The sequence below is a fragment of the Nisaea sediminum genome, assembly GCF_014904705.1.
Lineage (GTDB): Bacteria > Pseudomonadota > Alphaproteobacteria > Thalassobaculales > Thalassobaculaceae > Nisaea > Nisaea sediminum.
The window spans coordinates 828,012-847,285 of the sequence record NZ_JACZCQ010000006.1 but is presented as its reverse complement, the minus strand read 5'-3'; the positions used below and the strand labels follow the sequence as shown (position 1 = coordinate 847,285).

Genomic DNA, 19,274 nt, shown 5'->3' with positions numbered 1-19,274 from the left:
GTCACACAATAGCCTCTTACTGGCAATTCGCGACCGGCGCTTTGCTCCAGATCAAAATTGTGAACTCTCCGGGTAGAGCAGCGGGAAGGCGCTGAACACGCCCGGCTCCGTCACCGGAGCCGCGGCGTGAACATGCCGCGCGCCAACCTCGGAAAGCGAATTCACGCCGAGCAACGCGACCGCCGTCCGCACCTCGTCGCGCAGCAGCGAGAGCGTGCGCACCACACCCGCCTCGCCCGCCGCGGCAAGACCGCAGCAGAACAAGCGTCCCATACCGACTGCATTCGCTCCGAGAGCAATCGCCTTCACCAGATCGGTGCCGCGCTGGATCGAGCCGTCGACGACAACCTCGGCCCGCCCGGCAACCGCCTCGACAACTTCCGGCAGAACGTCGAGCGAGCCACGCCCGTGGTCGAGCTGACGGCCGCCGTGGTTCGAGACATAGACCACGTCGACACCGCGCTCGGCCGCCATCCTTGCGTCCTCCGCCGTGGCGATGCCCTTCAGGATCAACGGGATGTCATAGCGCTCCTTGAAGCGCTCCACGTCCTTCCAGTTCAGCGCCGCCTGCCAGTCCGCGCCGGCCCCGGCCCGCCAGGGCTTCACGAAGCGGGCGGCGATATCCCGCTCGCGGCGGCTGTAATAGGCGCTGTCAACGGTCAGCGACACCGCGAAGCAGCCGGTATCCTTCGCCCGCTGCACCTGTTCGTCGAGCCAGCCGTCGTCGCCGCGTTTGTAGAGCGCCGAGATCAGCAGCCCGTCCGCCGCCGCGGCGACTTCCTCGATCGGAATGGTGCCGACATTGCTCAGCATCAGGGCGTTGCCGAAGGCGGCCGCGGCCCGCATTGCGGTCTTGCCGCCGCCGGACTCGAAGCTTTCCAGCGATCCGACCGGCGCCAGCAGGACCGGCAGGGTCAGGTCCTTGCCGAGCAGACGTCCGCCGACGGTGACCTCGCGCATGTCATTCAGCACCCGGGGACGAAAAGCGATGCTGTCCAGCGCCATCCGGTTCCGCTTCGCCGTGGTCTCGGTCTCGGTCGCACCGCGCAGATAGTTCCAGATATTCGGATCCAGCGACTCCTCGGCCGCTGCGACGATCTCGTGCAGGCACAGAAACCGTTCCGTCGGATCCGTATTGTCCGCCTCGTTCATGCCGGACACCGCGATACTCATTGTGCGTACTCCTCCATCCACGCGCCGAGCGGTTCCCAGACCGCCTTCTTTGCATTCGTACTTGCCATCATGCCCACATGGCCGAGCGGCACATGCAGAGTTTCGGCATGCGGCAAAAGTGTTCCAAGCGGTTCCGCCGAGGGTGGCGGAACGATCTTGTCGCGCGAGGGAATGATCACCTTCGCCGGCAGGGAAATCTGCCCCGGGTCGACGGTGCGGCCCGCGACCTTCCAGAGTAGACGGCCGGGCTGGTTCTCGCCGTACCAACCAAGCAGGGCCTCCGCCGCGACCGGCCCCGCAAGCGGCACGCCGTCATTCAGCCAGTCCTCCAGCGCAACGAAATCCTCCGCCGCCGCCCCGTCCGCCTCGAGCTCGCCGAAGCGCAGGAACTTCTTGATCACCAGCATCGGGTCGAGCATGTGGAACAGCGCCTGCAGCAGGTCGGTGCCGATCACCTTGCCCTGGTCGGAGGCCAGCATCAGAAGCGGGCGGATCAGCGGCAGGAAAGCGGCAACCGGCGGCGAGCCGGCGGAGAAGTCCCATGGCGTCGCCAGCAGGCCGAGCGCGCGCATGTCGCTCTGCCGGCGGGCCGCAAGCGCAAGCGCAAGCAGGCCGCCCATGCAGTAGCCGAGAACGAGAGGCGGCTGCCCGGTGATCGCACGTACCGCATCCAGACACGCTTCCAGGCGTCCCGCGACATAGTCCGTCAGATGATAGCGCGCCTCCTCCGGGCCGGGCCGCCCCCAATCGATGACGAAGGGTCGGTACCCGCGCGCTTCGAGATCGCGCAGCAGCGAGCGGTCGGATTTGAGATCGAGAATGTAGAACCGGTTGATCAGCGACGGGATCACCAGCACCGGGGGGCCGTCGAGATTGCGCGTGCCGTAATCGAGCAGCGAGGTGGTCCCGGCGCGCCAGGCGACCGGCGCCGGCTCTGTTTCACGTTTGTAGGGATGCTTGCGGTAGATCAGGATTGCGTCGAGCAGGTCCTGGCTGCGTTCGAGGATCGCACGGTCGACTGCCGCAACGAAGTCGCGCCAGGCGTCTCCTTCGTCAGGAGCGGCGCTTCCGGCTGTCTCCTCGCCGCTGTCTTTCAGCTGCCGTTCCAGATCCCGCTGGACGCTCTCGAGCGCGTGATTCCAGGCCGGCAAGCCGTTCCTCAAGCTCTCTGACGCGAGCCGCGAGCCGCTCCAGTTCAGCATCGCGGTCGTCAGGTACAGCGGCAGGGGACGCGGGCCCAGCCGCCCCTGGCGCGCCGGACTGTCTGTTGCCGTTCCCGTCGTCGCCACCCGTATCTCCTATCCCGCCAGCGCCCCGCGCGCGGCTGATGCCGCCCGCCCGGTAGTCCGGTGAAAACCCGTCCTCCTGCCGCTCCGGATCCGCCCGCGGCGCGGCACCGTGGGCGAACGGCATGAACATCGCCGTCCATTGCTCCGCCATGGCGCGCATCTCGGGATCCCGTGCCAGCCGGCTCGCCTGATCCTGCCAAAGATCAAGAAAGCTGCGGGCCAGCGCATCATAGTCGATCTGTTTCGGCATTCGTCCCGAGCCGCCAATTGTCCGCCGGTTTGATGTGCGCGTCCAGCGCCGGGCGAATCCTGAACGCCTGCGCGGATTTCCGCAATCCTTGCGGCAAAATTTCAATTGCCGGAAAGATCATGGCAATATTTCGCATTGCAACGAAAGAATTTCCGAATAGGCTTTTCCGTAGTGCGATGCAAAATCGCCAAACATTGCGCTGCGAAATCCAGTCGCGGCGCGCAGGGCGGAAGCAAAAGGGAAACCGGCATGGCAACTCAGCGCAAACGGGCGGCCCAGAATACCTCCGAAACGGGAGCCCCGGGATCGGCCAAGGATGCCTCCGGGGTCATCACAATCAAGAAATACGCGAACCGCCGTCTCTACAACACGGCGACCAGCAGCTACGTGACGCTCGACCACCTTTGCCAGATGGTGAAGGACGGTCAGGATTTTGTGGTCTATGACGCCAAGACCGGCGAGGACATCACCCGTCCGGTGCTCACCCAGATCATCGTCGAGGAAGAAGCCAAGGGGCAAAACATGTTGCCGATCAGCTTCCTGCGGCAACTGATCAGCTTCTACGGCGACAATCTGCAGATGGTCGTTCCGCGCTATCTCGAATTCGCGATGTCCGCCTTCTCCAAAGAACAGGACCGGACCCGCGACTATATGCAGGAAGCGCTTGGCGGTCTGTTTCCGTTCTCCCATTTCGAGGAGATGGGCAAGCAGAACATGGCCATGCTCGAGCAGACCATGCGGCTCTTCAACCCCTACCGACCGCAGGATGCCGAAGGCAACGGGGCTCCGGAGAGCAGTGCGAAATCATCCTCTCAGGACCCGGCCAGAGGCGCGGCGGATGCCCTGCAATCCCTGCAGGAGCAGATGGTGCTGCTGCAGAAACAGCTCGCCGAGCTCAGTTCCGCAACCGCGAAAACGCCGAAGGACCAGGACAAGTAAGTCCGGCTACTTCTGCAGGATGTTGGTGATTTCCCGAAGCTGGGTGCGGGCGCGCAACAGATAGAAGCCCTGCACCGCGAGGTGGCTCGGGAAGAACAGGCCGTCCGGCGTGCCGTTCACGATCACCAGCGGATCGAGCTGGGCGCCGGCGCGCATGGAATCCAGCATCTGACTCCAGGCGGCGCTCAATTCGCGGTCCCGGATCACCCGGTCAAAATCGACCCCGAGCTCGCGCAGCAGCATGTAGTAGCCGTAGAGCCGGCCCTTCACGTTGTAGAAGATATCGTCGACCTTGCGGTCGACACCCCAGCCGCCGGCCTGCATGAGGTGACGGTCGATGACCGCCGAGGCGGAACCGAGATCGGCGGTCATCCGCTCCAGCGTCGCCTGCAGATTGTCCGCCCGTTTCTCGAACACGGCATCACCCGCCGCGAGGCGTTCGTTATAGGCGAGCAGCGCCTTGCGGGCGGCCAGATACTGTTTTTCCGCCGGCGTGGTCGGCGCCCAGGAGGTGGAGAGGTCGAAATGCCAGACGGTGCCGGGCCATTTCAGCAGGCCGGCCGCCTTGTCGAGATCCCTGTCGACCTCGCTCGTGCCGCGGGTCCGGCCGAGCTGATCCGACATTTCGATTGCGAAACGGCTTAGCGCCGAGATGATGCCTTGCTGGTAATTGGGCATGTTGTCGAGCATGTAGCCTGGCAGGAAGAAAGGGTTGTTGGCGGTCCAGGAATTCTGCTCAGTCTCGCGGTAGATCAGATCAGCGGCCACCTGCACGGCACGGCTGGCGCCTGGCGGCGGCTCGCTCAGCGCCTGATCGACATCGTCGGAGATCCGGTGCGTCAGCGCCATACCGACGAGATAATAGCCGGCGACGGCCAGAACCAGCAGGATGAAGCCGTATCCACCGGCGCGCGCGATCCACGGCGCGAGGGACCTCCCCGCCGGGGCGTCCTCGTCCCAGTTGAGCTCGTGCTTCTGTGCCATCGGTGATTTCCGCTCCTTCGATTACCCGCTAAAGATGGGAAGGATCGGAACGGAGCGCAATCGATTTGAGGAAACACCGCACATCCGAATCAACTCCGGACGCCGCCGCGGACAAGGATTTCCCGGCTTTTTGCCCGATCTGCCGCCGGCCGATGCTCGAGGGTGCGGCCATTGACCGCCACCACTGGGTCCCGCGCGCCCGGGACGGCCGCGACTGGGACTGGATGCACCAGGTCTGCCACCGCAAGATCCATGCGGTCTTCAGCGAAACCGAACTGGCCCGGGATTATTCGGACGCGGCCCGGATCCGGGCTCATCCCGAGATGGCAAGATTCATCGACTGGGTGAAACGGCGACCGCCGGATTTCAACGACTGGCACAGGAAGCCGCGCCGCAGGCGCTAGTCGCGCGGCGTTCCGCGTCCGAGCAGGCGCTTGGCGACCACCGGCACGAGAGCGAGAACGCCGAGCCCGGCCATGGCGAGAATGATCTCAGGCGTCATCACGTCGGCGAGGCCGATCTCGCCCTCCTGATCGAAAATGCTCCCAAGGCCCGCGCCGACCGAGGCGAAGACGAACCCACCGGGGATGATTCCGATCACGGTGGCCAAGATGTAGGTCCGGGTCGACACGCCGAGGAACGCCGGAACCAGATTGACGAGAAAAAACGGAAAGGCCGGCACGAGGCGGAGGAACAGCAGATAATTGAAAGCATCCCTGCGGAAACCTTCCCGCATCATGCCTATCGCCCGGCCGGCCCGCGCCCGCAGCGCATCGGCAAAGGCCGTGCGAGCTGCGAGAAAGATCGCCGTCGCGCCAAGCGTGGCGCCGATAACGGCATAGGCCGTGCCGCCGACGGTCCCGAACAGAAACCCGCCGCTCAAGGTGAGCACCGCCGCACCCGGAACCGAAAGCCCGGTCACCACGGCATAGAGCGCAATGAAGGCGAGCGCCGCCAGGAAATAATGGTCGGAAACGAAACCCGTCAGCAGCTCGCGGTTGTCGCGCAGCAGCTCGAGGCTGACATAGCGGTCCAGTCCGAGGGCGAAGAACAGCGCGGTGGCGAGCACAAGGCAAAGAACGGGGACAAGCCGGGACAGCCATCCGCTCCGGCCCCGCTCCTCGTTCAGTCCGCTACCCACGTTGGTTTCCTCGGCCACCTGCAACCTCGCCTGTTCCACTCATCGGGTCAGCTTGGAGGTAATGCATCCGACGCTCGCAGGCACATGAAAGGAAATCACAGCAGCGTGACCTTTCCGCGGACGGGCTCAAGGATCAGGCCAGGATGTCAGCTCTGAAGCGCTCACCCGGAAAACGCAGGACGACCAGAGTGCCTTTTCCGGGCTCGCTGTGAACCGCCAGATCGCCACCATGCAAGGTCATCAACCGCGCGACGATGGAAAGTCCGAGTCCAGAGCCCTCCTGCGCCACCAGCCGGCCCTTCCCGACTTGACCGAAAGGCGTCAGCGCGACCTCCACATCCTCCGGCGCCATACCGATCCCGGTATCGCCGACGCGGAACTCCAGATGGCCGTCCACCAGTTCACCGCCCTCGACCCAGACCTTGCCGCCATTGTCCGTGAATTTCACGGCGTTCGAGAGCAGGTTCAGCATGATCTGCCGGAACATGCGCTGATCCGCCTCGATCGCGATCCGCTCCGCCTCGATGGAGACGGCGATCTCGATCCCCTTGCGCGCGGCCCGCTCGCTCATGAAGCGGACGCAGCGCCTCACCGCCGCAGTGGCGTCGAACAGGTCATCGGACACCACGAACTCGTTCGCCTCGATCTTTGACATGTCGAGAATGTCGTTGATCACCTCAAGCAGATGCAGGGCGCTGCTGTGAATGTCCCCTGCATATTCCTTGTATTTTGCATTCGGCAAAGCACCAAACAACTCGGACTCGATGGTCTGGGAGAAGCCGAGAATGGCGTTGAGCGGCGTCCTCAGCTCGTGACTCATATTGGCCAGGAACTCGGTCTTCGCGCGATTCGCGATCTCGGCCTGCTCCTTGGCCATGCGCAGCTCGTCCTCGTGCTGCTTGCGGGCGGTCACATCGGTGACCGACCCGGCCATCCGCACCACTTTCCCGGACGCATTGCGGACGACGCGGCAATGGTTGGAGACCCAGGCCGGGCCGGTTTCACGGTCCAGCGTCCGGTATTCCAGCGAGAAAGTATCCGATCCAGCACGCAAATGGCGAACCAGGGCACGGCGGACCGCCGCCCGGTGTTCCGGATGGATATGCGTCGCGGACTCTCTCGGCGGAATGGTGCGCGGCTCGCTGCCCCAGCCGACCGTGCGGCACATCTGCGCCGAGGCAAAGAATTCGCCGGCGCCGAAATTCCAGTCCCAAAGACCGTCGCGGGCGCCCTCGACCGCGAGTTCGTAGCGCTCCTGCGCCTCCCGCAGCTGATCCTCCATCTGCTTGCGGTCGGTGATGTCCTCGACCGTCTGCAGCACCCAGCCCCAGCTCTGTTCAAAGCCAGGCATGACGCTCGTGGTTGTCCGCAGATAGATATCCTTGCCGTCGAATGTCCGGTCCCAGCCTTCCACGACGACCTTGGTCTCGCCGGCGAAGAAACGTGCGAGCAGCGAGACGAATATATCCGAATACCCGGTTTCCGGATTGTAGCTCGATAGATCCGGGGGCTGATTGAAGTGGTCGATCAGCGCGCGCTTGTCCGGTGCGTTGTAGGTCCGCACGGTTGCTTCGTTCAGATCCACGACACGAGCGCCGGCGACGAGGTCCGTCAGGATCTCCGGATGCTCGCGGACATATTGCGGGAAGTCGGAATGCCCTTCCCGGCTCAGCCGCTCGAGAACCCGGCGTGCACCGGTCCAGTCCTCATCGGAGGTGCCGACCGGATAATCGTCGAACCGGGAGCGCTCGAGTTCGAGATTGCGGAGGATTGCGTTCTCGCGCCGCGCTGCCGGGGCGTTGTCCGCCGCGACCACGATCACGCCGGCAACGGCGCCGTCGTCGGAGAAGCAGGGATAGACATCGATGCGCAGAAACCTCGCCGCATCGTCCACAGTCGCGCGGAGGTTCCTGCTGCGCGGCTCGCCCCCGGCGAGCACCGACCGGATCAGGGACAGGTAGCCCGGGTCGACCGCATCCAGTCCCTCGACCGACAATTCCCGCAACAGCGCCTCGAACCCGGGCGACCGGCGCCGAACGACAAGATCGGGACCGCGAAGCTCCGACGGGATCGCATTCTCGTACTCTTCCTGGCGCAAAATAGCGGCATAGGCCGCCGGGCTGTCCATGGCGCGGTCCTGGGTCCCTGTCGTTAGATTCCGCAGCTGGTCGGCAGCAGACTGCCTGATCCGCAACGGAAAGGGAATTGATACGCGGGGCTTTTTTTCTCCCCTACTTCAGGCTGTTGCAGTGCAAAATTTCCGTATCGGCGGACAGGGGCCGGCGGCAAAATCATAACTGACTGTTCAAACGGCAAAATTCACGGTTGTAGACGGATATCGCCCGGCGGCACGGGGCGTGCCACGAGCGTCTCCTCATTTCCGGATTGGCGCCAAGACCTTCGCGCATAGATAATCCCGGCTCCGGCCGCCGGCCGCAAACCAAGCCGCGAATCAGCGGATTTCCTTGCATTCGGACATGCCGGAGCCGACAGCTTCAACGCCCGAGGGTGCGATCCGCCAGCGCCTCGTAATCGTCCGCACGGGTTACCCGCCGGATCAGGTCCGGATCGGCCAGCCCACCGATTTCCGACGGATGGGCCCCGTCGCGCAGCGCCCGCAGGGTCTGCTCGATCGCCGCGATCGCTGCGGAGATCGGCTGATGCCCCTGAAGCGCAATGCGGACCCGGCGTTCCGAGAGATAATCCCAGTCGTCCAGCTCCGCCGGAACGCCGCCGATGATCAGCGGCAACTTGACAGCTGCGGACACCGCATCAAGCTCAGCACGGGTCTTCAGGCCGATCATGAAAATCGCATCGACCCCGACTTCCTCATAGGCCTTGGCCCGGGCGATCGCGTCCTCGAGCCCGGTGACCGACGGGGCGCTGGTCCGGCCCGCGATCACCAAGTCGGGGTCCTGACGTCCCGCGAGCGCGGCGCGCATCTTGCCCACGCCTTGCTCGAGCGACAGAAGACGGGTCTTGCCCTGGCTGCCGTACGGCTCGGGCAGGTCGGTATCCTCGATCGAGAGGCCGGCCGCGCCCGCCACCTCCAGTTCCTCCACCGTGCGCCGGACATTCAGCGCGTTGCCGAAGCCGTGATCGGCATCGATCATCAGCGGCAGATTGCCCGCGCGGTTGATCCGCAGCACCAGCCCGGCAAGTTCGCTCAAGGTCAGGACCATGACGTCCGGAGCACCGAGCACGGCGAGCGAGGCGACGGAGCCGCCGAGCATTCCGGCCTCGAAGCCGAGATCCTCCGCGATCCGCGCCGAGAGCGCGTCATGCACGGAGCCCGGGCGGATGCAGCGCGCGCCCCCGATCACCTGCCGGAATTTCCGACGGCGGTCTTTCCAGTCCATCTGATCCTCCCCTTGTTTTCAGATCCGCTTTGCGGCGGTTTGCCCGCTCTAGCGGAAATCGAAGCCAAGTTCCTTCAGTCGTTCGCGCAGATCGTCGCGCAGCCATGGATGGAATTTCTTGTCCATGTCGTCCGACCAGGAGGCATCGGTCGTCTGCCGTCCCTGCCCGCGATAATGTTTCGCCAATGCAACGTCATAATCGTCGACGATCCTCTTCGCATCGGCGCCGGTCCGGCTCTTGCCATATTCCTCGAAATGCACCAGCCCGTCATAGTCCATGCGCGGCTTCTGCGCCGGCGCTTCCGCCGGCCAGCCAAGGCACATGCCGAAGACGCAGAAGACCCGCTGTGGCAGGCCCAGGATGCGGGCGACCTCGACCGGCTTGTTGCGGGCGCCGCCGATCATCACGCCCTTGATGCCGAGGCTGTCGGCGACGAGATAGGCCGACATGCCGACGAGCGCGGCGTCGATCGCGGAGACCAGACCGGTTTCCAGATTGTTGCTGTCGATGCTGTGCCCGTTGCGCACGAGCGCATCCTCGATCCGCGTCAGGTCGGCGCAAAAAGCAAGGAAAACCGGAGCCTCGGCGACATGACGCTGGCCGCCGCAGGCCGCTGCGAGCGCCTTGCGCTTCTCCGCATCGCGCACCACGACCACGCTGTAGGACTGGATATTCGAGGAGGTCGGCGCGCGGAAGGCGGTCTTGAGGATGGTCTCGACCATCGCTTCGCTCACGGGCTCGCCCGAATATTTGCGGACGCTGACCCGGTTGAGGAGCGTGTCGATCACGTCGTTCGAGGGAATCTGCTGGGAGTCGGGCATTTCGTGTCTGTCTCCGGTTCGCACGCGCGGCCGGGCCGCGCCAGTTGGCGGCGACTCTACGCAGAAGAAACCGTGCCGCAAGCCACCCTGCCGCAATGTGGACCGGAATCGCGGGAAAACCAGCGGTGCCGAGCGGGCACGAATAGGGCTTGCACGGCGCGGCCCCCGGTTTGCTAGGCTGACACCCATGTCCAGATCCCTGCTGATCGTCGCCCACGCGCCGTCCGAGAACACAAAAGCCCTACGCCACGCCGCGCTCGCCGGGGCGAACGACGCCGGCGGGGCGGCCGTGAGTGTCCGCTGCCTCGGCCCGTTCGACGCCGACGCCGACGCCGTCCGGTCCTGCGATGCCATACTGCTCGGAACCACCGAAAATCTCGGCTACATGAGCGGCGCCCTGAAGGATTTCTTCGACCGGATCTATTATCCTTGCCTCGAGGAGACCCAGGGCCTGCCCTATGCCCTGTTCGTACGCGCCGGACATGACGGCACCGGAACCTGCCGGGCGGTCGAGAGCATCACCACGGGCCTCCGCTGGCGGGCGGTACAGGAGCCGCTGGTCTGCCGGGGCGCCTATAATCCGAACTTCGTTCAGCAATGCCGCGATCTCGGCGCGGGCATGGCGGCCGGGCTCGAAGCCGGAATCTTCTAGGACCTGCAAAAATGTCGGCACGGAACGAATACACGACGGGTGGAATGCTAGCCTTCTTTCGATCACCCGTCCGCCGCGGAGGAAGATGATGTCGAGCGACCCGCTGCTGCAGCCCTATCAGCTGAAGCACCTGACCCTGCGTAACCGCCTGATGTCGACATCGCACGAGCCCGCCTATTCCGAGGACGGGATGCCGACAGACCGTTACCGGCTCTATCACCTGGAGAAGGCGAAGGGAGGCATCGCGCTGACCATGACGGCCGGCTCCGCCGTCGTCTCCGAGGACAGTCCCGCCGCCTTCGGCAACCTCTATGCCTACAAGGACGAGATCGTTCCGCATCTGAAACGCTTGGCGGACGACTGCCACGAATACGGCACCGCGGTGATGATCCAGCTCACCCATCTCGGCCGCCGCACGAACTGGAACAAGGCCGACTGGCTGCCTGTCCTCGCTCCATCGCCGGTGCGCGAGCCGGCCCACCGGGCCTTTCCGAAAGAAGCCGAGGACTGGGACCTCGACCGGATCGCGGCGGATTACGCGGCCGCCGTCGAACGCATGCAGGCCGCCGGTCTCGACGGCATCGAACTCGAATGCTACGGCCACCTGCTCGACGGCTTCTGGTCGCCTGCAACGAATTTCCGCAGCGACGAACATGGCGGCAGCCTCGACAACCGGCTGCGCTTTACCCGCCGCGTGCTCGACAGCATCCGCGAACGGGTCGGACCGGACTTCATTGTCGGACTGCGGCTCGTCGCCGACGAGCAGTGGGAGAAAGGCCTCTCCCGCGAGGAGGGGATCGAGATCTGCAGACGCCTGGTCGGGACCGGGCAGATCGACTTCCTGAACGTGATCCGCGGCCATATCGACACCGACGCGGCGCTCTCGGGCGTGATTCCGATCCAGGGCATGGCCTCGGCCCCGCATCTCGATTTCGCGGGCGAGGTCCGGGCGGAAACCAAGTTCCCGGTCTTCCATGCCGCCCGCATCCAGGATGTCGCCACCGCCCGCCATGCGGTCGCGGAAGGCAAGCTCGACATGGTCGGCATGACCCGGGCCCATATCGCCGATCCGCATATCGCCCTGAAACTCTCCCAGGGACGCGAGCAGGACATCCGGCCCTGCGTCGGCGCGACCTATTGCCTCGACCGGATCTACGAGGGGCACGAGGCGCTCTGCATCCACAACGCCGCCACCGGGCGCGAGCTGACGATGCCGCAGGTGATCTCCCCGGCGGAGGGACCGCGGAAACGCATCATCGTGGTCGGGGCCGGTCCCGCCGGGCTGGAAGCGGCGCGCGTCGCCGGCGCGCGGGGCCATGCGGTCACCGTCTTCGAGGCCGGCCCGGAAGCCGGCGGGCAGGTGCGCCTCGCGGCACAGAGCAAGCGGCGCTCGGAACTGATCGGGATCGTCGACTGGCGCCTCGAACAGCTCGCCGCCGCCGGCGTGGAGATCCGCTACAATCATTACGCCGAGGCAACGGACGTCACGGCCGAAGACCCGGACATAGTGTTCGTCGCGACCGGCGGCCTGCCCAACCCGGAGATCCTGGAAACCGGCAACGAGCTCGTGCACTCGACCTGGGACATCCTCTCGGGCGAGGTCAGCCCCACGGGCCGGGTCCTGGTCTATGACGACAATGGCGGCCATCCCGCGATGCAGGCGGCGGAAATGCTGATCGACAAGGGGGCCGAAGTCGAGATCGTCACACCCGAGCGCTTCTTCGCGCCGGAGATCGGGGGCCTCAATCATGTACCCTATGCGGGTGCGCTGCACCGCTCGGCCAGCCGGATCACCATCAACACGCGGCTGACCGGCGTGACCCGGAACGGCAACGTTCTGACGGCGACGCTCGGCTCGGACTATGACAGGCGGACCGAGGAGCGCGAGGTCGACCATGTCGTTGTGGAACACGGGACCTTGCCGCTGGACGAGCTCTATTTCGGCCTCAAGCCCACCTCGCGCAATCTGGGTGCCGTCGACTACAAGGCACTGATCCGGAGCACGGACGCCTTCCCGGCCCGCAATCCGGAGGGCCGCTTTTTCCTCGCCCGGATCGGCGACGCGGTGGCGTCTCGCAATATCCACGCGGCGATCTATGACGGGCTGCGCTTCGCCAAGGACCTTTAGCCGCGCCGGACGGTCCTGAGAGCGCGGGAGCGGAACTCCCTCCGGTAGAGGATCGCCACGACCCAGAGCGAAGCGGCCATGAAGGCGAAGGGATGCAGGAACCAGGTGCAGACCGCGAGTCCGAAATAGTAGGCGTGCACGCCGCCGTTATAGTGCCGCGCCGCGAGACTCGCGAGTTCCGCCGCCACCGCCGCCCGCGCGATGCCAATGTCCCGCTGGTCCTTTAGTTCCGGCTGCGGGATCGCGCCCAACACCACGGCGGCATTGTTGTGCAGCCGAATCGACCAGGCGAGGCGGAAGAAGGCAAAGGTGAAGATGAAGATCAGCAGCGCGATCTTCAGGCCGAAGCGGTCCTGCGAGGTTTCGATCAGGAAACTGAACCGGTTCAGCACCGCAACGGCCTGCTCGGAGGCGCCGAAGACCGCTGCGAGGCCGCCCACCACGAAGATGCTCGTCGAGGCCATGAAGGCGGAATTTCCGGCGAGCGAGCGGACGATCTGAACGTCGATGATCCGGTTCTCGCGCTCGACCGCGGCGGAGAACCAGTCCCGCCGCCAGGCCTGCATCGCGGCGGGCAAGCCCTTGCCGCGCCTGACGCTGACCGCCACGAAGGTCTCGTAACCGAGCCAGCAGATCATGAAGAGTGCAAGCGCGAGCAGATCGTCGCGCCGCATGATTTCCAGGACCGATTCCATGTGATGCCCCCCGCGCCCGACCGAAGTCTAGTCCTTGGCGCGAGCAGGCTCCAAGTCAGTCGATGCTGTTCAGCACCCGCGCGCGGATCGTCCCGTCGAGCGCCCGCACCTCGCGGATCAGCTCGTCCGCCTTCTCGACGTGCCCTTCCGCATCCAGCACCACGTACCCGATCTCGCCGTCCGTCTGGTAATGCTGGGCAGCGATGTTGATGTTGTAGGCGGCGAAGACATCGTTCAGACGGCCGAGTTCTCCCGGCAAATTGCGCTGCACCTGGATGAAGCGGGTCCCGGCCGGACGCGGCGGAAGCTGCACCTCGGGGAAGTTCACGGCGCCGACCGTTGAGCCGACATCGGAATATTCGATCAGCTTGCGGATCACTTCCTCGCCGATGCGCTCCTGCGCCTCTTCGGTCGAGCCGCCGACATGCGGGGTCAGGATCACGTTGCCGAGCCCCTGCAGCGGCGAGGCGAACCTGTCCGCGTTCGATTTCGGCTCCACCGGGAAGACGTCCACCGCCGCCCCGGCGAGATGGCCGCTCTTGAGAGCCGCGGCGAGCGCGTCGACATCGAGGATCGTGCCGCGGGCGTTGTTGATGAGACAGGCGCCCTTTTTCATCTTGCCGATCTCGCGCGCGCCTATCATGTCCTTCGTCTCCGGCGTCTCCGGAAGGTGCAGCGAGACCACATCGGAGGCCTCGAGCAGCGCGTCCAGGCTTTCCGCCGGCTCGGCGTTGCCGTGGCGCAGCTTGTCGGTCCGATCGAAGAAGATCACCCGCATGCCCATCGCTTCGGCCAGCACCGCGAGCTGGGTGCCGATATTGCCGTAACCGACGATCCCGAGAGTCTTGCCCCGAACCTCGCGGCTGCCTGCCGCGGATTTTTCCCAGCGGCCTTCGTGCGCCCCCACGGAGCGCGGGAAGGTCTGCCGGAACAGCATTACGATCTCGGCGATCGTCAATTCCGCGACGCTGCGGGTGTTGGAGAACGGCGCGTTAAAGACCGGGATACCCTTGCGCTTCGCCGCCTCGAGATCGACCTGGTTGGTGCCGACCGAGAAACAGCCGAGCGCGATCAGCTTGTCCGTCGAGGCGATCACGCTTTCCGTCACCTTGGTCCGGGAGCGGATGCCGAGCAGCCGGACATCGACCAGCGCATCCTTCAGCGCGTCCTCTTCCAGAGCCTTGGCATGGCGCTCGACGCAGGAATATCCCGCCAGCTCGAGCTGCCGCGTCGCGGTTTCGGAAATCCCCTCGAGAAGGAGAAACTTGATCTTGTCCTTGGGCAGGGACGGATTCTGAATTTTGCTCATGCTGGAACAGGTCCGGATCGGTTACCGGCGTCTTCTTGACGCGCTGTCGCACGGCACGCCGCTGAGCGCGGTCCGCCGCCGGGGCGCTAGACATATAGAGACGGGGCCGAAACCGCAAGATGATGACATGCCGCAGATTCGGGCTTCCTTGGGCTTGAAGGTTCCCCGGCACCAGTCGGACGTACGCCCGGGGTCCCGCGTTTACCCTTTAGAAAGCCTTGCGATGCATTTTCTGTCTGGCTTGCACACGGGCGTCACCATCGGGGGATTGGTCGTCCCGTGTGTTTTTGGGGGAAAGAACATGTCGCGCTGGGCCACCCGCCGACCAGGGTATCACGCAAGCGTCGCCGCCGCGCTGCCCGGATTCGGGACCGAGAGCTGCCGCCTCGTGGCGTCCGCCTATGCTGCCCTCCTCGAGCGCGCGGGGGGACAGATTCCATGCAAGAACGGTCTCGACCTCTCTGGAATCGCGCCGGCCATGGCGAATGTCGCGCTTGCCGCGGTCAAGCTCCGCTCCGCCTGTGTTTTCCGGATCGCCGGTGAGGAAATACGCTCCAGATTCGGACGCAAGCTCGTCGGCCAGAATTATTACGATCTCGTCGACCCGGCCCGGCGCAGCCACGCGGTGCGGTCGATGGACATGGTGGTCAGCATTCCCTGCGGCTTTCGTGTCGAGCTCATCCAGCGCTTTTCCAACGGAATGGAGACGCCGGCGGAGGCATGTGCCTTCCCCCTGCGCTCCCCGGACCCCGAAATCGACGGCTTCATCCTTTTCGCCGACGAGTCTTCCGCACCGCCCGCCCGCATTCGGAACAGCGATCCCGAGCTTGAGGAATCGATCGTCGTCCGCCGCGATCTGATCGATCTCGGCTTCGGCGTTGACGAGCGTTTCGAGGATCTCATTCGCGCAAGCAGATGAGGCGGGATCAGAAACCCGATCATTCCCCGCATGTCTTCCCCGGATTTGCCCCGACCGGCACGAGCGTTCGGAAGCCCACGCCTTCGGCGATATCGGGACCGGTATCCAATAAGTTGTGATTCTGCTAGTTTTGAGATTGGCACTTGTGGCACCAGATTTGCTTTGCTTGTGGCTTGGTGAGTGTTGCGACACTTGGCGAGAGTCTGAATTGCCGTGATTCGCGAGACAACAGAACGCTGTCGAAAGGAACACTTCAATGATCCCGAAGGTCAGTTGGCTGCCCAATCTGCGCCCCCGGAAAATCCTCCTTGCGGTCATGCCCTACGAAGGCGAGGTGCGCGACAAGGTAACGGACAAGTTCTACAAGAACAGCGCCGTCAAATACATGCCGCTCGGCGTTCTCAGCATTGCCGCCTGCATCCCGCCCGACTACGAGGTCAAGGTGCTGGACGCGGCCAGCCGCGGCATGACGCTTGAGGAGACGATCGCCGAAATCGAAGCCTTCGAGCCTGACATTCTCGGTCTGTCCGTCGTCACCTATCGCGCCTGGTCGATGGTCCAGATCCTGAAGCGCTGCTCTGCGCCCGTGAAAGTCGTCGGCGGACCGCACACGACCAAGAGTTCGGCATACATCATCGAGCAGGGCGCCGATGCCGTCTTCATCGACGATGCGGAGGTTACGTTCCCGAAGTGGCTTGCCGACGGATGTCCGAAAGGCATCTTCGATGGCGGCCAGGCCGACCTCAACGCACTCCCGCTACCGGCCCGCCGTCTCCTCGACAAGGAAGATTACTTTATCGAGAAGAACGACGACCTTCTCTTCGACGTCGGGCGGCTTCGCCTCCCTCTATTCACCTCCAAGGGCTGCCCGTTCAGTTGCATCTACTGCGACGTGCAGCAGAAGACTTTCAATTTCAAGAGTCCGGAACGTGTGGGAGATGAATTCGAGGACCTGATCGACTACGGCGCCACCTCGATCCATATCCTCGACGACGCGTTTAACATCCGCAAAAGCCGGGTCGTCGACATCAGCCGGGAACTGACCTCGCGCGGGATCGATATCGACTGGAGCGCGCGCGGCACGGTCGAGGTTCGCGAGGAAGTCGTCGCCGAACTGGCGGCGGCGGGCTGCAAGAGACTGCATGTCGGGATCGAGAGCCTTGATGACACCGTGCTCGAGAACCTGAAGAAGTCGCAGCGCGTGAAGCATGTGGAAAAATTCGCCAACCACTGCGCAAAGCATGGCATCGACATTCTCGGCTATTTCATTCTCGGATCGCCCGGGGAAACCGAGGAATACCGCCGCAGGCTCCCCGCGCTGATCGAGGAAATGAACATCAGGATTCCCTACTTCAATATTCTCTCGCCGCTTGCGGAGACTCCGTTCTACAGCCAGCTCCTGGCGGAAGGACGTTTCGAACGGGATCACTGGGACGATTTCTGCCGGGAGCCGGTCAAAGATTTCATCATGCCCGACGTCCGGCCGGCCGAGGAGCGCGCCATGCTGGAAGCGACGATCCAGGAATATGTCGAGTTCTTCAAGCGACGGGACCTGCACGTCTTCGCGGCCTGATCGGGACGGCACGTGCGATCCCGGGAAATTGACCGGCCCGGGCAATCCCCATGAAGCCTCAACGAGAATGAGGCCATTTGAATTTTTCCCCATTTGGGCGCATCATTAACCATAACACATCCGTGAAACACGCGATCGCGAGGCCGGAGCGATCGTCTGCGCTCCGGTTTACGCCTTCGCCGTTGGTGGGGTGGGCGTCTGATGTTTTTTGCAAAGCTGCTGACCCAGGTGGTGAAGTCGGGATCGATAACCGTTATCGATCCGTCCGGGCGGCGCCGGACCGCCGGTTCCGGGGCGCCACACGTAACTCTCAGAATTCACGACTGGAAAACGGACCTCCATCTCGGTCTCCATCCGACGATGGCGGTCGGCGAAGCCTATATGGACGGCCGACTAACGGTCGAGGAAGGCACGCTCTACGATTTCGTCGACATCGCAGCGGTCAATCTCGACCGGCTGGCGGCGCATCCGTTGCAGCGGATCATCGATGGCGGCGCGGCGCTGCTGCGCCGGATGCAGCAGCATAATCCGCTGCACCGGGCCCGGCGAAACGTCGCGCACCACTACGACCTTTCCGACGCGCTCTATGACAGTTTCCTCGACCCGCAGAGACAGTATTCCTGCGCCTATTTCACCCACCCGAAGATGGGACTGGACGCCGCGCAGGAAGCGAAAATCCGCCATATCGCGGCAAAGCTTCTGCTGAAGCCGGGTCAACGGGTGCTCGATATCGGCTGCGGCTGGGGCGGGTTGGCGCTTGCGCTCGCCCGGATGGCCGATGTCGAGGTGCTCGGCGTCACCCTTTCGGTCGAGCAGCACAAATACGCCATGGAGCGGGCCCGTGCCGCCGGTCTCGAGGACCGTGTCCGCTTCGTGCTGCGCGACTACCGTCTGCTCGAGGAGCAGTTCGACCGGGTCGTCTCCGTCGGCATGTTCGAGCATGTCGGGGTCGGCCATTACGGCGAGTTCTTCGGCAAGGTGCGTACTCTGCTGAAGGATGACGGCGTCGGATTGCTGCATTCGATCGGCCGGCATGACGGTCCGGGGGTCACAAACCCCTGGATCCGCCGCTACATCTTTCCCGGCGGCTATTCGCCCGCCCTTTCCGAAGTGCTGCCGGCGATCGAGCGCGAGAGGCTCTGGGCAACCGATATCGAGATCCTGCGCCTGCATTACGCCGAGACCCTGCGGCATTGGCGCGAACGCTTCGACCGGCACTGGGATGAGATGGCGAAACTCTATGACGAGCGGTTCTGCCGGATGTGGGAGATGTATCTGATCGGCTCGGAACTCGCCTTCCGCCGCATGGGCCACATGGTCTTCCAGATCCAGCTGGCGAAGGACATCGAGGCGGTGCCGCTGACCCGCGACTATATCGGGACATTCGAGAAAGCCTCGACGCCGGCCCTGCGCCGCGTTCCCGATCCGAAGGCCCGGGCGAACTGACCCATGCGTCAGAGCAGGAGGAAGTCCTCGGCGCTCATGATGGAATTGCCGGGCATTTCATGCATGGCCGAAAACTCCGAAAGCGGAGCGGCCTGAATCGCTTGCGGCGCCGATTCCGGCACCGGATCGATCAGTGCGAGATCGAAACTGTCCACTCGTCCCGCCGGCTCCAAGCCTCTGACCTCGAAATGGTCGCGCGACTCGTCCTCGCCATAGACGGCGAGCAGCTTGCGGATCGCGGCCTGGGTATCGGGAGTGCCCGCCATCTCGGCCGGCCTCTCGAGAGAGGCATCGGCCGGATCGCGGTCCGTGGAGCGGCGCATCATCCGCTCCCCTGACAGCTGGGTCTCGACGATATCGGCCGTCCCCGCACCCGGCGCGAACCCGAGGTGCCACTGCACGCTCCGCTCGGACGCGACGAACCCGGTGCCGGGATAATCCGCATTGAAGACGATCGACATTCTGTTCGGCTCTCACCTTTCCGGTGCGGCCCGGCGCGGCGCCGGGCGGAGGCAAGAGCAAAAGCAATAAACGGACCATCCGGAGTGGGTCTCCGGCGTCACGGGAACACGCAATGGCGACGCAGGAAAGGAAT

Annotated in this window: 17 protein-coding genes; 7 read left to right on the top strand and 10 right to left on the bottom strand. The window is 64.3% G+C overall.

Annotated features, from left to right (window positions below):
* Positions 1 to 51: 51 nt before the first annotated feature.
* Both IG122_RS16050 and IG122_RS16045 read right to left on the bottom strand, forming a co-directional pair.
* A complete protein-coding gene (locus tag IG122_RS16050) occupies positions 52 to 1,173 on the bottom strand; it encodes an alpha-hydroxy acid oxidase (protein ID WP_226893597.1) in 1,122 nt (373 codons plus the stop codon).
* Entirely contained in the window at positions 1,170 to 2,462 is a 1,293-nt protein-coding gene (locus IG122_RS16045; protein ID WP_319024904.1) for an alpha/beta fold hydrolase, read from the bottom strand. Before IG122_RS16045 ends, IG122_RS16050 begins: the two co-directional genes overlap by 4 nt.
* A 499-nt stretch (positions 2,463 to 2,961) precedes the next feature.
* On the opposite strand from IG122_RS16045, the gene phaR reads away from it, so the two are divergent.
* Complete coding sequence (gene phaR, locus IG122_RS16040; RefSeq protein ID WP_193185567.1) at positions 2,962 to 3,651, top strand: polyhydroxyalkanoate synthesis repressor PhaR; 690 nt, start codon at positions 2,962 to 2,964, stop codon at positions 3,649 to 3,651.
* 6 nt (positions 3,652 to 3,657) lie between these two features.
* Here the strand turns inward: phaR and IG122_RS16035 are convergent, their stop codons facing one another.
* Positions 3,658 to 4,635, bottom strand: a complete 978-nt coding sequence (locus IG122_RS16035; RefSeq protein ID WP_193185564.1) for a DUF2333 family protein — start codon at positions 4,633 to 4,635, stop codon at positions 3,658 to 3,660.
* Positions 4,636 to 4,700: 65 nt separating this feature from the next.
* Here IG122_RS16035 and IG122_RS16030 point away from each other — a divergent pair, with 65 nt between their 5' ends.
* On the top strand, positions 4,701 to 5,039 hold the full coding sequence (locus IG122_RS16030; protein ID WP_226893596.1) for an HNH endonuclease: 339 nt from the start codon (positions 4,701 to 4,703) through the stop codon (positions 5,037 to 5,039).
* Here IG122_RS16030 and IG122_RS16025 read toward each other — a convergent pair.
* From IG122_RS16025 to IG122_RS16010, 4 genes are all read right to left on the bottom strand, one after another.
* Entirely contained in the window at positions 5,036 to 5,776 is a 741-nt protein-coding gene (locus IG122_RS16025; RefSeq protein WP_319024903.1) for a TVP38/TMEM64 family protein, read from the bottom strand. The two genes, IG122_RS16030 and IG122_RS16025, sit on opposite strands and share 4 nt — an antisense overlap.
* 133 nt (positions 5,777 to 5,909) lie before the next feature.
* On the bottom strand, positions 5,910 to 7,904 hold the full coding sequence (locus IG122_RS16020; RefSeq protein WP_193185561.1) for a PAS domain-containing sensor histidine kinase: 1,995 nt from the start codon (positions 7,902 to 7,904) through the stop codon (positions 5,910 to 5,912).
* A 367-nt stretch (positions 7,905 to 8,271) separates the two neighbouring features.
* The gene (locus IG122_RS16015) at positions 8,272 to 9,135 is read right to left on the bottom strand and encodes an isocitrate lyase/PEP mutase family protein (protein WP_193185557.1); all 864 of its coding nucleotides are present in this window, start codon (positions 9,133 to 9,135) and stop codon (positions 8,272 to 8,274) included.
* Positions 9,136 to 9,183: 48 nt separating this feature from the next.
* Complete coding sequence (locus IG122_RS16010) at positions 9,184 to 9,957, bottom strand: nitroreductase family protein (protein ID WP_193185554.1); 774 nt, start codon at positions 9,955 to 9,957, stop codon at positions 9,184 to 9,186.
* Between the two features lie 187 nt (positions 9,958 to 10,144).
* On the opposite strand from IG122_RS16010, the gene IG122_RS16005 reads away from it, so the two are divergent.
* Together IG122_RS16005 and IG122_RS16000 are read left to right on the top strand one after the other, a co-directional pair.
* Positions 10,145 to 10,609, top strand: a complete 465-nt coding sequence (locus tag IG122_RS16005) for a flavodoxin family protein (RefSeq protein ID WP_193185551.1) — start codon at positions 10,145 to 10,147, stop codon at positions 10,607 to 10,609.
* Between the two features lie 88 nt (positions 10,610 to 10,697).
* On the top strand, positions 10,698 to 12,737 hold the full coding sequence (locus IG122_RS16000) for an NADH:flavin oxidoreductase (protein WP_193185548.1): 2,040 nt from the start codon (positions 10,698 to 10,700) through the stop codon (positions 12,735 to 12,737).
* Here the strand turns inward: IG122_RS16000 and IG122_RS15995 are convergent.
* Together IG122_RS15995 and serA are read right to left on the bottom strand one after the other, a co-directional pair.
* On the bottom strand, positions 12,734 to 13,432 hold the full coding sequence (locus IG122_RS15995) for a DUF599 domain-containing protein (protein ID WP_193185544.1): 699 nt from the start codon (positions 13,430 to 13,432) through the stop codon (positions 12,734 to 12,736). The genes IG122_RS16000 and IG122_RS15995 overlap by 4 nt on opposite strands.
* Positions 13,433 to 13,487: 55 nt before the next feature.
* Entirely contained in the window at positions 13,488 to 14,741 is a 1,254-nt protein-coding gene (gene serA / locus IG122_RS15990; protein ID WP_193185541.1) for a phosphoglycerate dehydrogenase, read from the bottom strand.
* Between serA and IG122_RS15985 the strand changes: the two genes are divergently transcribed.
* The 3 genes from IG122_RS15985 to IG122_RS15975 all read left to right on the top strand — a co-directional run bounded on the left by IG122_RS15985 (position 14,740) and on the right by IG122_RS15975 (position 18,679).
* On the top strand, positions 14,740 to 15,660 hold the full coding sequence (locus IG122_RS15985; protein ID WP_193185537.1) for a PAS domain-containing protein: 921 nt from the start codon (positions 14,740 to 14,742) through the stop codon (positions 15,658 to 15,660). The genes serA and IG122_RS15985 overlap by 2 nt on opposite strands.
* Positions 15,661 to 15,916: 256 nt before the next feature.
* A complete protein-coding gene (locus IG122_RS15980) occupies positions 15,917 to 17,233 on the top strand; it encodes a B12-binding domain-containing radical SAM protein (protein WP_193185533.1) in 1,317 nt (438 codons plus the stop codon).
* Positions 17,234 to 17,434: 201 nt separating this feature from the next.
* The gene (locus IG122_RS15975) at positions 17,435 to 18,679 is read left to right on the top strand and encodes an SAM-dependent methyltransferase (RefSeq protein WP_193185530.1); all 1,245 of its coding nucleotides are present in this window, start codon (positions 17,435 to 17,437) and stop codon (positions 18,677 to 18,679) included.
* 8 nt (positions 18,680 to 18,687) lie between these two features.
* Here the strand turns inward: IG122_RS15975 and IG122_RS15970 are convergent, their stop codons facing one another.
* On the bottom strand, positions 18,688 to 19,140 hold the full coding sequence (locus IG122_RS15970; protein ID WP_193185527.1) for a hypothetical protein: 453 nt from the start codon (positions 19,138 to 19,140) through the stop codon (positions 18,688 to 18,690).
* Positions 19,141 to 19,274: the final 134 nt, after the last annotated feature.

Bases quoted from the DNA above. Each gene is read 5' to 3' on its own strand.
- IG122_RS16000 (WP_193185548.1), top strand. From the start codon at position 10,698: ATGTCGAGCGACCCGCTGCTGCAGCCCTATCAGCTGAAGCACCTGACC.
- IG122_RS16005 (WP_193185551.1), top strand. From the start codon at position 10,145: ATGTCCAGATCCCTGCTGATCGTCGCCCACGCGCCGTCCGAGAACACA.
- phaR (WP_193185567.1), top strand. From the start codon at position 2,962: ATGGCAACTCAGCGCAAACGGGCGGCCCAGAATACCTCCGAAACGGGA.
- IG122_RS16010 (WP_193185554.1), bottom strand. From the start codon at position 9,957: ATGCCCGACTCCCAGCAGATTCCCTCGAACGACGTGATCGACACGCTC.
- IG122_RS16020 (WP_193185561.1), bottom strand. From the start codon at position 7,904: ATGGACAGCCCGGCGGCCTATGCCGCTATTTTGCGCCAGGAAGAGTAC.
- IG122_RS15995 (WP_193185544.1), bottom strand. From the start codon at position 13,432: ATGGAATCGGTCCTGGAAATCATGCGGCGCGACGATCTGCTCGCGCTT.
- IG122_RS15980 (WP_193185533.1), top strand. From the start codon at position 15,917: ATGATCCCGAAGGTCAGTTGGCTGCCCAATCTGCGCCCCCGGAAAATC.
- serA (WP_193185541.1), bottom strand. From the start codon at position 14,741: ATGAGCAAAATTCAGAATCCGTCCCTGCCCAAGGACAAGATCAAGTTT.
- IG122_RS15970 (WP_193185527.1), bottom strand. From the start codon at position 19,140: ATGTCGATCGTCTTCAATGCGGATTATCCCGGCACCGGGTTCGTCGCG.
- IG122_RS15975 (WP_193185530.1), top strand. From the start codon at position 17,435: ATGTTTTTTGCAAAGCTGCTGACCCAGGTGGTGAAGTCGGGATCGATA.
- IG122_RS16015 (WP_193185557.1), bottom strand. From the start codon at position 9,135: ATGGACTGGAAAGACCGCCGTCGGAAATTCCGGCAGGTGATCGGGGGC.
- IG122_RS16035 (WP_193185564.1), bottom strand. From the start codon at position 4,635: ATGGCACAGAAGCACGAGCTCAACTGGGACGAGGACGCCCCGGCGGGG.
- IG122_RS16050 (WP_226893597.1), bottom strand. From the start codon at position 1,173: ATGAGTATCGCGGTGTCCGGCATGAACGAGGCGGACAATACGGATCCG.
- IG122_RS15985 (WP_193185537.1), top strand. From the start codon at position 14,740: ATGCTGGAACAGGTCCGGATCGGTTACCGGCGTCTTCTTGACGCGCTG.